The sequence below is a fragment of the Bacteroides sp. MSK.20.12 genome (genome assembly GCF_019052435.1).
In the GTDB taxonomy this organism is placed as follows: Bacteria; Bacteroidota; Bacteroidia; order Bacteroidales; family Bacteroidaceae; genus Bacteroides; species Bacteroides xylanisolvens.
The window spans coordinates 1-12,113 of record NZ_JAHQVH010000006.1 but is presented as its reverse complement, the minus strand read 5'-3'; the positions used below and the strand labels follow the sequence as shown (position 1 = coordinate 12,113).

Annotated in this window: 9 protein-coding genes; 4 read left to right on the top strand and 5 right to left on the bottom strand. The window is 42.8% G+C overall.

What is annotated here, in order from left to right; translation table 11 throughout:
- Positions 1–74: 74 nt before the first annotated feature.
- The 5 genes from KTR06_RS04985 to KTR06_RS04965 all read right to left on the bottom strand — a co-directional run bounded on the left by KTR06_RS04985 (position 75) and on the right by KTR06_RS04965 (position 6,468).
- Positions 75–1,058 (bottom strand): glycoside hydrolase family 43 protein, encoded by a 984-nt coding sequence (locus KTR06_RS04985; RefSeq protein ID WP_118408732.1) that lies wholly within the window; start codon positions 1,056–1,058, stop codon positions 75–77.
- A 35-nt stretch (positions 1,059–1,093) separates the two neighbouring features.
- Complete coding sequence (locus tag KTR06_RS04980) at positions 1,094–2,725, bottom strand: DUF1735 domain-containing protein (protein WP_087323615.1); 1,632 nt, start codon at positions 2,723–2,725, stop codon at positions 1,094–1,096.
- Between the two features lie 12 nt (positions 2,726–2,737).
- Entirely contained in the window at positions 2,738–3,148 is a 411-nt protein-coding gene (locus KTR06_RS04975; RefSeq protein WP_004317373.1) for a hypothetical protein, read from the bottom strand.
- Between the two features lie 21 nt (positions 3,149–3,169).
- Complete coding sequence (locus tag KTR06_RS04970) at positions 3,170–4,828, bottom strand: hypothetical protein (protein WP_217290018.1); 1,659 nt, start codon at positions 4,826–4,828, stop codon at positions 3,170–3,172.
- A gap of 113 nt (positions 4,829–4,941) precedes the next feature.
- Positions 4,942–6,468 carry a sulfatase-like hydrolase/transferase gene (locus tag KTR06_RS04965; protein WP_217290017.1) on the bottom strand — a complete coding sequence of 509 codons (1,527 nt, stop codon included), beginning with the start codon at positions 6,466–6,468 and terminating at the stop codon, positions 4,942–4,944.
- Positions 6,469–6,747: 279 nt separating this feature from the next.
- On the opposite strand from KTR06_RS04965, the gene KTR06_RS04960 reads away from it, so the two are divergent.
- Genes KTR06_RS04960 through KTR06_RS04945 form a run of 4 tightly spaced genes read left to right on the top strand, consistent with a single transcriptional unit; the run spans position 6,748 to position 12,013 of the window.
- Positions 6,748–7,779, top strand: coding sequence for a hypothetical protein (locus KTR06_RS04960; protein WP_151935107.1), 1,032 nt, complete (start codon positions 6,748–6,750; stop codon positions 7,777–7,779).
- On the top strand, positions 7,776–10,160 hold the full coding sequence (locus KTR06_RS04955; protein WP_217290016.1) for a hypothetical protein: 2,385 nt from the start codon (positions 7,776–7,778) through the stop codon (positions 10,158–10,160). Before KTR06_RS04960 ends, KTR06_RS04955 begins: the two co-directional genes overlap by 4 nt.
- 24 nt (positions 10,161–10,184) lie before the next feature.
- Complete coding sequence (locus tag KTR06_RS04950) at positions 10,185–11,591, top strand: S9 family peptidase (protein WP_120070138.1); 1,407 nt, start codon at positions 10,185–10,187, stop codon at positions 11,589–11,591.
- Between the two features lie 50 nt (positions 11,592–11,641).
- Entirely contained in the window at positions 11,642–12,013 is a 372-nt protein-coding gene (locus KTR06_RS04945) for a hypothetical protein (protein WP_074908681.1), read from the top strand.
- The last annotated feature ends 100 nt before the right edge of the window (positions 12,014–12,113 follow it).

Below are 12,113 nucleotides of genomic sequence, written 5' to 3'. Positions count from 1 at the left end.
AATGAAAAGGAAGATTATCCTCAAAACCCGTACAAATGTGCAAAATAGATTTCTCTACTACATTTCTGAACAAATCATTTCCACATTGGCTTTATGACGTGCTCTTTGTCTACGGTGATGTTGTATATGCCATCGTTTCCTTTCTTCAGGATGAGCGGAACAATACGTGTTTTACGAGGGGACACGGTGGAATCCGAACGATGAACGTGATAGACATAGTAGTATTTTCCATCCAACCCTTTAAACACATCTCCATGCCCTGATCCGTTTTCTCCTACGAGGCTGCGATGAATGATCGGACTGTTCGGATGCTTTTTCCACGGACCGAAAGGGGAAGAAGCAGTGGCATAACCTACCGAATAGTCGATATTCATAAAATGATTGGCAGAATAGAAGAGGTAATATACCCCGTCCCACTTCATAACAGTCGGTCCTTCCATCACCGGTGCAGACTTATAGTTCGGAGTCTTTTCCCAAGGCTCCGTACAGTCCATACATTGTTTCAATGTTTCCGGTTTGATACTTCCTTTCTTTATGTCAAACTCGGCTACCCAAAGGTAATTTCCTTTATTAAAGCGGACATGATATAGGTAGTATTTCCCATCATCGTCCTTGAACAGGAATGAGTCGATATTTTTAGCGGAAGCGTCTATCGGCTTGACTTCCTTCTGCCGGAAAGGTCCGAATACCGATTTTGAGGAAGCAATTACTGTTTGCTCATTAGCAGTATAAGTGAAATAATAAGTTCTTTTATCCTTAAAATATTGAGGTGCCCAGAAGCCTTTTTCACCGAAAGCTTGGTCTCCCTTTCTCAATATAAGTTGCAAATCTTTTCCATTAGGCACAGTCCAATGCTTCAAGTCGGTCGATTCGAGGATAGCAAAACCCTGCGGTTCCCGATTGCGTGTACCTGTGAGATAATACTTTCCGTTCTCCACAAAGATAGTGGGATCGGCAAAGAATATTTCTTTCCATGAATCCGCCCATGATTGGGTGATAGATACACATATCACCGCTAATATGAAAATTACTTTTTGGATAGTCTTACATTCTTTCATAAACATATTTCTTACGATTTATTTTATAAAACCATTTATTGAGCCAATTCCCAAACCAAACGAGGCTTCTCTCCTGAAAGATCCCAAATAGACTCATCCCATTGAAGAGCCTTTACTGCTGCCATAAGAGTAGGTATGGTAGAAAGTCCGTTATAACGGTCAGCACCATTAACAGTTGCCGAATAATTTGGAACTACCTCATCTACTATTGCAGGTGTATTAGCTGAAAAACGGCACTCCATATTCGGATTGGCATAACAATTATTTGCCTCATTTTTATCGAAACGTCCGCATACTCTTCCTGATTTAGGTGCACCATTCGAATATAAGGAAGAATTCCAAGCCACACAACGTGTCACTGTTACTCCTGTTCCTTTATTGGCAAGTCCCAAAATGCCTCCTACTTGATTTTGAGCAGCAATTTCACATTCAGAGTAACAATGTGAGATGAGCGCTGTTGGGCTCGGCTCTACAAGTCCTGCAATACCAGCTCCGGGATTCGGAGGTGTAACATTAGGATAGGACTTAGCCACTCCTGATGAATAACAATGAGTAACAGTACCCTGAAACATCCTGCTTACAATACCACCAACACATGACTTTGTGATAATATCTCCTACAAAATAACATTGAGTAATAGTAGCGCCTCCTTTTGCTTCTCCACAAATACCACCAGCAGACCATGTAGCATTAATACTCATTTCTGAAGAACATTGATAGATTTTACTTTCCGCTCCTTGAATTCTTCCGCATATACCACCAGCTTGTCCATTCTCCCAAGCAGTCGGTCCTGTTCCTGAAGTCAGATTTATCGTACCAGATACCCGTACATTTTCAACAACTCCTGCCGCTGAAGCATTTCCAACATGTCCGGCAAGAACTCCTGTCAACTTTTGATTGGCTGTAATCTGCGCATTTTCAAAGTTTATATTGGAACATTTACCAACCAGCAATCCAAAGAATCCCTGATTAACAGAAGAGGAAGTATTTACTTTCAGATTACGAATCGTATGGCCGCCTCCATCCAATACAAGTTGTTTGGAAACCGAGGTCTCTATCGGTTGCCAGTCTACACCTTGCAAATCAATATCATTCTCTATCTTGGCATAGATCGTCTTACCATCTTTGAGTTTCTCTCCGAGAGTTATCAAGTCGCTCGTTGTCGCCACGGTATAAGGGTTGTCGATTTCTCCCTGTTTCTGTTGCAGGAAGAAAGTCATTGTACTTTTCTCTTGATTGACTGCAAGATCGTCGGAAACCAGTTTCAAACCGAGAACGTATTTCTTTGATCCGTCAAGCGTACCTAAATCATGGAAGCGCAAATTTACCATACGCAGGACATCGTCCCCCTTAAAATTAAAATTACTTCCATCCAGATCATAATATTCCACAGGTAAGAGGTGATATTCTTCACCAAACTCTTTGGCATCGACAACAGCCAATTCCGCCTTTGCTTCTTTTTCGCAATGGCTTTTCTCCACCATAATGTTATATTGGTATTCCGGCTCATCCAGATATAAATCATATTTGCCTGTCTGATAAAGCGACAAGGTAATATTGGAATAGGTAACTTCAGCCTTTTCCGGCTGTGTCAGATCCATGACTTCACCACATGCTATCAACGAAAACGCCATTAATGACGCTACAACAGGAATGTATCTTTTCATAATATCTTTCTTTTAATTATTAAAAACAGGGATTACCATACCGACGTTATCTCCTGACAACCAAACTTTATCTCCGTCTATACGAACTACCTCCATCTCCATCCCTTCTTTGAGGAAAGAAACTCCTTGGAATGAGAATTCAGCCTTTATCTTTTGACCGACAGCCGTGGGCTTCCCGTCAAACTTCACATGAATGTATTTGCTTTGATCCGAATTTTGCAGGCGATAAGTCAACCGTTTAGGATTAATTGCAGCCTGAAGTTGTTCCTGCTCTGTAAAAGTACAAATTCCATCCAAACTATAAAACCCAACTTCGGTATATCCTGTTATATTCTTCTTATCAACCCCGTTTTCGGCATATTCCGTCTCCGCACAAGAGGTGAAAGCCAACAAACATACCAACACTACATATATTACTTTCATAAGCGAATAAATTTAAGATAATTACTTTCTAACAGTTGTCGACAATATTTCTACCGATCCATCCTTATAAGTCACTTCGGCGGTAAGTATTTGTCCGTTCAGGTTCTTATTCACTATATTGATTTCCTGTCCATCCAGCTTTACTTTATAAGATGAGACATCAGCCGGCAAATTTAATAGTTGTACTAACATATATTCATCCACTTGTTGATATTTCAACAAAGGAAACTTTCCTGTTACAGACTTGGTCTTAACATCATCCTTCCACAATACGGCATCATCCGATTTCAGCAATGCTACATGGTAGGCAGTTCCGGGAACAAGATTTTCAACCAATGTATAGTCATTCTCCGAATCAAGCGACCGACGTACTACCTCTGTTCCATTTTCATCTGTTACTGACAATATACCTGTTTTATCGGCTCCATTCCCCCAACGAATGAACAATTCCCGTTGCCCTCCGACAAGGCTGGAAACTGCCAATCCATCCCGGGCAGCGATGAAATCGGGATACAGCAATGGATTGGGATTGTAGAATCCGTCTGCATCCAGTCCTAAATAACGGGAAAAATAAATTCCTCCAAGTTCCCACATTTCAGTCTTCGCATCGTAAACAGCTCTCGCTCCACCGGGAACCACACTAAAACGTCCGGTGATGGCATACGTATCATATTTCTTGAACACCTCATAAAAAGTTTTATACCAATTCTTCGGATACCAGGAATAACTCTCAAAAAGGCTCTTGAACTCGGTTGCACTGACCGGTGTACCGGCATTAGCTTTTTCAGCTATCAGATTAAGGTATTCGTAAATTTTCATCCCGGCCGTATAACCATGCTTGGTTCCCCATTCTCCCAGTGCGTCGGCTACATGAGGATTTAAAGCACGTACCATAGAGAATTCCGTGCAAATCAGTTTCTTTGTTACACCATATTTATCGCGGATAATACGGAAATCATCTTCCGCCTGGTTGATTTTCAATGCGTGAACGTGTAAGTCGAGCCCTACAACATTAGGATTGTTATTAACCACAGAGACTACCGCAGGTACCGTTTCGCTCTTCGGCAATTCGGATACACGGTTCAATGCTCCGGCATAAATATCAAATGTCCATCCATTAGCCTGTTTCCAGGCAGTCAGCCGATTGGCAAACTCATTCAGAAATGCCCGATAATCCTCACCGTCCGCATGACAGAGATCGGTATCCAAGGCATTCTCCCATTCCGGTTCGTTACCCATGACAAGTATTTCAATATTCTTCGCCATATCATAGGTTTTCAGTAATACTTCAGTTGCCTGAAATATGTACTCCATCTCCTTAGTTCCTACTTTGGGAACCGTGTCGGTATATAATTCAAAAGGTATTTTCAGGCTCAATATAAATTTCACACGGTCGCCCAACGCTTTCTTGGCCTGAATAAATTTCAATGTAGGAATATGTGTCCTGATGGCATTTTCTTTCACACCAACAATCTTCCCGTTTTCATTCTGAAGAAACAGATTGGGGATATTGACAAATCCTCTCACCCAACTCACTTTCGACTGTTTCAACATCTCTATTTCCGTAATCGGGTAATCTATATTTTCATTATAGTTCGCCCCCAAATCCTGCGCCTTTGTTCCCATCGAACATAAGAACAGCAATACAAACATTAAAAAAGCTTTCATTTTCATATACATACTTCAAGGTTAATTGTCCGACATCGAACAGAACAAAGGTAGAGAAATAAATCCCGGTAGAATAGAACGATTGTTTTATCAACGGGATTTATGTTCAGAATAAACATTTGACCTTATTTTAATGGTTCTTCTTCTACTTCGCTGCGATAATAACCGTCCACTTCAGCAAAGAAATTCTGCTTCAGGGAGTCCAGAAGTTCGGGCTGTTGTGCCGCCATATTCTGTTGTTGAGTCCGGTCGGCTTTTACATTAAATAATCCGTATTCACCCAGATTACCCAATTCATTTCCGGTCAGGTTTCGTTCGGAACCTTTATAAGGAGGCATCATAATCCAGTCGCCCGAACGATAAGCCATACGTCCTTGCGCTTCCAGCACTACATCCTTGCGGGCAGTCTGCTCTTTTCCGAAGAAAGCATCCAGATAGTTCCGACTATCCAAACCTTCCGGCAAATCGGCATGTATCATCGAACCCAGAGAAGCGAGAATATCTACCTGGCAAACCAGTGCATCAGACACAACCGGCTGAATCTTTCCTTTCCAATAAACAAACAAAGGAATATGCGTACCACCGTCGAACAAACTATATTTACCTCCGCGCAGACCTCCTGCAGGAAGGTGATCGCCTGCCAATTCGGGAGCTCCGTCTTTGTAACCGTCATTCAGAACCGGCCCGTTATCACTGGAGAAGATAATCAGTGTCTTTTCCAACAATCCTTCTTTCTTCAAGTGGGCAAGCAGTTCGCCGACACACCAGTCTGCCTCAACGATGGCATCGCCACGAGGCCCCATCGTTGTTTTGCCCACAAATCGCTGGTGGGGAGCACGAGGTACGTGAGGTTCGTGCAAGCCATAATACAGGAAGAAAGGAGCATTTTTGTGTTCAGTCACAAAGTTCTTTACCTTATCTACAAAATAGTCGGCCATATCCTCGTCTTTCCAACGGGCTTTCTGACCGCCTTTCATATATCCGATACGGGGAATTCCGTTTACTATAGAGTTATTGTGTCCGTGTGCCCACTGCATTTTCAGCATCTCCGGATGAGAAATGGCAGTCGGTTCGCCTTCAAAATTATGCTCGTAACTCACTTCGATGGGATCGGCCGGATCGAGTCCTACTACATCGCCGTTTTCCACGTAAACCGTCGGGACACGGTCGTTGGTTGCTGCAATCAGGCAAGAGTAGTCGAAACCGATTTCTTTGGCACCCGGTTTGACGGTTTCGTTCCAGTTGACATTGCCGTCTCCCATCCCCAAATGCCACTTTCCGATAGCTCCGGTCACATAACCGCATTGCTGCATCATCTTCGGTAAGGTAAACTGATTTTCATTAATGATAAGAGGAGCATCTCCCGGCAGGATTTTTGCATCCTTATTTTTCCACGGATACATTCCGGTCATCAAAGCGTAACGACTGGGAGTGGAAGTTGCCGAAGTGGCATATCCGTTCATGAAACAAACTCCGCCATGAGCCAGACTGTCGATATTCGGAGTATGAATCGTAGTAGAGCCGTAAGCGCTGACATCACCAAATCCCAGATCATCGGCAAGAATCACAATCACATTCGGCTTTTCTTCTACGTGCTGTGAGGTACAACCTACTAAAGACAACGTAGGAACTAGATAGATTATCTTTTTCATAATATTATGTAGTTAATAACGATGCAAATTTAGCCACCACTTATTTATTTATGTAGAACAAATGTTTAATAATGGGGAGAAATGTCCATCCTGCAACTATTCTTATGAATCGGATGTAGCATATATATCAATCAAGAGCCTTATGTGAGTTTACAAACAGTAGACAAATTACTTCCATATTTCGATTGCAAAAGCATTTTTTTTCATAACTTTGTTCGCAATATCTTGGTTACCTCTCTTGCGGAATACAATTTAATGAGCCAAGATACCCGATAATATATGCAGACTCGACTACTACAACTGGCTATTTTACTCATCTGCCTGTCCGGATGCACCAATGAACATACCAATACTCCCGCATTTTATATATGGAAAAGCAAATTAGACGTACAAGATGCAGATACTGCCTACCTGAATACACTCGGAGCCAAAAAGATATATGCCCGCATGTTCGATGTAGACAACAAAGGAAACGGGGTATTCCCTACGGCAGACTATTCGCCTTCGTTTTCTTTGGGTAGTCCCGGTTTTCGGCAAGAGGTAGTCCCCGTTATATTTATCACCAACAAGGCAATCCGGCAATGTACTGCCGCTGATATAGAGAAGCTTGCCCGCAACTGTGCCGACCGGATAGACACCTTATACCGTTTGCATTTCAACAAGCTCCCGACCGAATATCAGTTCGACTGCGACTGGACGGAAAAGACAAAAGAAAACTATTTCAACTTTCTGAATCATATCCGGAAACTAAGGAAAGGAGTCCCGATAAGCTGCACCATCCGCCTCCATCAGATCAAGTTCAAAGACAAAACCGGAATACCTCCCGTCGATAAGGGAACACTGATGTACTACGCTTCATCCGAACCTACGGATTTCGAGAATAAAAATACCATATTAAACAATAAAGACGCTGCTTCATACATCGAAAAGATCGGTTCCTATCCGCTGCATCTGGACATCGCACTGCCGCTCTACAGCTGGGGAATCGTGAGAAATCCGTTCGGACAGATTAAACTGATAAACGGAGTCCGCAAAGCTACCATCGACGCACGCCCCGACTATTACCAACCAACGAAAGACGATATTTACTCCATACTCCAATCGCACTATATAAACGGAGTATGGGTGAATAAAGACTACGAACTTAAAGTAGAAGAAGTCAGCCCGGAAACACTGCTCGAAGCGGCCAAACTCCTGCGCAAAAAACTACGAAAGGAAAACAGGGAAATCATTTTCTACCACCTGGACAAAGAGATTATCAAGCAATATTCTACCGAACAATTAATCAACATCATAAACACTTTCTCATGAAACATCTGAAACGCTTTATCGCCACACTTGCCATAACCGTACTCCCCTTCCACTCCTACGTCAACGGATGCGGAGGCGATTTTTACGATTATATGAACTACTATAACCTTTTCGACCAGCTTCTTCTCGAGAACAAAGGCCTGCAACCTTTCCTCCTGACGACGGATGATGCATTCTACGGAGAAGACATGGACCCGGACGGGAAACAACAGCAGCCCGACGAAAATATAAACGCATGGATGACATTCTTCAAGAAGAACAAAACCCTTCAGGACATGAATGAAGAGCAGTTCAAAGCATTGCTTTACACCGCTTCCTACCAGTCGTTGAAGCAACCTTCTTCCCCATACATCACCGCCCTGAACAAGACAGATGCAGGAAAGCATACCCTTACCTACCTGCAATATGCGAAAGAACTGGAGCCATACGCCCAACTATCGAATAACGGCGACTGGTGGGAAATGAAACGCACCTCCTCCCCCTCTGAAGAAACATACACCCACTACAAAGACAAAGGACTGGAACTCTACCGGAACTGCCCATACGATGAACTGAAACTAAGGTACGGCTACCAACTCGTACGCCTGGCACACTATATGCGAAATAAGAACAACGAAGCTATCCGAATGTACAACCTATACGTGAAACCTCTCAAACAGGAACATTACATCTACTACGCCGCCCTCGAACAGACAGCCGGTGCTCTCTATAACATAGGTAAACTGGCAAATGCCAACTACCTCTACTCCCGTGTGTTCGACCATTCGGATAACAGGAAAAAAACAGCCTATACCAGCTTCAAAATACAAAACGAAATAGACTGGCACGAAGCAATGTCCTGGTGTAAAGACAATCGGGAGAAAGCAGCCATGTATGCACTCCGGGGTTATAATACGTTCTCCAATGAACTGGAAGAAGTGGAAAACATCCTGAATATATATCCTGAATCACCCTATATCAAGCTGCTCGCCATCCGGTATATCAACAAGATGGAAAGGGATATTCTGACGCGCTACAGTCATTCGGATGCCACCGACGACACAAGTTCATTCATGCAACCTTCCGGAAAAGTACTTGCAGAATATGAGCGTGCACAGCAGATAATCAAAGCGGTAATGAATCACCCCAAAGTGGGCGACAAAGACTTTTGGGCTCTCTACCATGCACATATGTCTTTCCTCTGCAAAGATTACCGGCAGGCAGCCACATTCATCGACTCCCTCCAGACCACGAAGCCCGAATTGCTGAAACAAAAAAGCCGTACCCAATTCAGTCTTTACCTGGCACAACTGAAGTTTATCGGTGAAGATGAAGAAAAAAACATCCGGCAATACCTGCAAACAAGCCATGCCGATGAGGACTTTATCAACGAAATTGTCGGTCATCTTTATAAAATGCAGAAAGACTACGGCAAAGCATTCCTTACCCACAACCGCATAGAGAACCTGCGGCAGAATCCGGACCCGGATATTATCAATTCGCTTCTGGCAAATGCCGGGAAAGAGAATGACCAGACGCTATTGACCCAGCTTTACGAACTGAAAGGAACTTATTACCTACGCATGAATAACTTTGCAGAGGCAGCAAAATGGTTTGCCAAAGTTCCGGAATCCTATAGCCTCACTCACTATAAATACGATTATGAAACAGAGAAATATATCCCTACGGGTATCTCCTCGGATGACTTCAACGGCTATTCGGAAATCTCCCCGTTGATATTCAGCAATGGATTCAAAAGACTATTCAGCGTTCCTGCCGCTTCGCAACTAACGGACGTAATGTACGAACAGTATCCCTATCTGAACAAAGAACACAATAAGGCTACATTGACCGCCGCCTTGATGCAACTGGAAAAGGAAAGCCAGATGATGACGGAAAAAGGCGCACGGGCTGCCTATATGCTGGCCAACTATTATTATAACATATCTCCTACCGGTTATTACAGAAATATTCCTGCATACTTCACAGACAACTCCTACTATTGGTCTGCATACGTCTCATACGGCACAACAGGCCCAAACTCCATTCCTGATTACAGCAAAGAGTATAATTACAGAGACTTCACCCAGGAATATATGATAGTCGATAATATGGAGAACGCCCTCGCTCTGTATGAACAAGCTGCCACCTACTTCACCGACCGCGAATATAAAGCACGCGCACTGTTCATGGCCTCTTCCTGTACAATGGATCTTTATGCCCAAAACTGGTGGAGTAACTGGAACAATATCCTTAATTCTGATTTCAGCAGGTCGGATGACGAAAAGAAAGTGGACAGCTATTTCCGCCAATTGAAAAAATCATATAGCGACACACAGTTCTTCAAGGAGGCCGTACACGAATGTAAGTATTTCGAATATTATGTAAAGACTGAACTCTAATTCCCCAATCATCATCACTATAAAATGAAAACAGCAGTATTTAAAACAAAAATGAGAGCTCTCGTCTTCTTACTGGCAGGACTGGCTTTATCCTCTTCCTTATCCGCCCAAGATATTTCGGGAACTTGGCATGGAAAACTTTCCCTTCCCACCGGTTCGCTGACTATTGTATTCCACATCAGTCAAACGGAACAAGGCGCTTATGTGACCACACTGGACAGTCCCGACCAGGGAGCCAACGGTATCAAGACACAGACCACTTCTTTCAATGATTCTACTTTAATTATCCAGATACCTATGATTCATGCTTCGTACAAAGGAAAGCTGAACAGTGATAACACAATCAACGGAACATTTACGCAAGGGATGCCCCTTCCGTTGAATTTGAAAAAGGGAGAAGCCAGCCGCCCCAAACGTCCGCAGGAGCCTCAACCGCCTTTCCCTTACAGAAGTGAAGAAGTCACCGTGAGGAATGAACGGGATGGAATTAACCTTGCCGGAACATTGACTCTTCCCGAAAAAGGAACTAAATTTCCGGCAGTAGTAATGGTGACGGGAAGCGGTGCGCAGAACCGGGATGAAGAAATCATGGGACATAAACCTTTCTTTGTCATCGCCGATTATCTGACCCGAAATGGAATTGCTGTGCTTAGATGTGATGACAGGGGCACTGCCGCTTCACAAGGTACTCACGCAACAGCTACCAATGAGGATTTTGCCACAGATACGGAAGCAATAGTGAATTACCTGCGCAGCAGAAAAGAAATAAATGCAAAGAAAATCGGAATTATCGGACATAGCGCAGGCGGAATCATTGCATTCATCGTCGCTGCCAAAGACCCTTCCATTGCATTTGTCGTTTCATTGGCAGGAGCCGGCGTGAGAGGCGACAGTCTGATGCTGAAGCAGGTAGAGTTAATCTCTAAATCCCAGGGAATGCCGGATGCCGTCTGGCAAGGGATGAAGCCTTCAATACGGAACAGATATGCCATACTGCAACAAACAGACAAAACTCCCGAAGAGTTGCAGAAAGAACTGTATGCAGACGTTACAAAAACAATGTCTCCCGAACAATTGAAAGACCTGAATACCATCCAGCAACTATCCGCACAAATCAGTTCGATGACTTCTCCGTGGTATCTTCATTTTATGAGATATGACCCGGCCCAGGATTTGAAGAAACTAAAATGTCCGGTTCTGGCTCTGAACGGAGAAAAGGATATTCAAGTGGATGCCACCATGAATCTTGCTGCCATCCAGGAAAGAATCACCGGAAATGGAAACAAAAATGTAACAGTCAAAGCCTATCCGAACTTAAATCACCTGTTTCAGACTTGCAAAAAAGGAACATTGGCCGAATACGGGCAGTTGGAAGAAACAATCAATCCGGAAGTCTTGAAAGATATCATTGAATGGATAAGGAAACAATAAGTCTCTTATTGACTAAAGGAATAAAATATTAATTTTTAATTGAAAGAGAAATGAGCACTCAAACAAATGATTTAAAGGAAATTATAAAGAAATGGATTATCAATATTGATAAAACAGAAGAACTACCTTCCGATATTGTGGCTTTGAGCTTCAATCTTTATGAACCATATGGTTTAGAATTGGTTGGAGCTACTTGGTTTGATGAAGAAGACGAAGATTGGGCATGTGATGAAGATTTTGAACCTACTCAACGGAGTTGTCCTGATTTTAAAATTTCAGATGATCTAGAATGGGAAGAAGTATTAGAGATTGTCACAGCTACTCTTAAAGCTCTAATCAAAGAACTTCCTGATTTAAGACTTTTCAAAGTCGAACATATAGCAGTTGGATTTGTGGATGGAGATCTGATAATTCTAAAATGATCCTTATTGATTATATACTTTTCAGGAAATATTTCTGAAACTCATATTTACTTTCTTTCCAATTCTTGCAAATATTTGCAAGAATTGGAAAGAAAGTAAA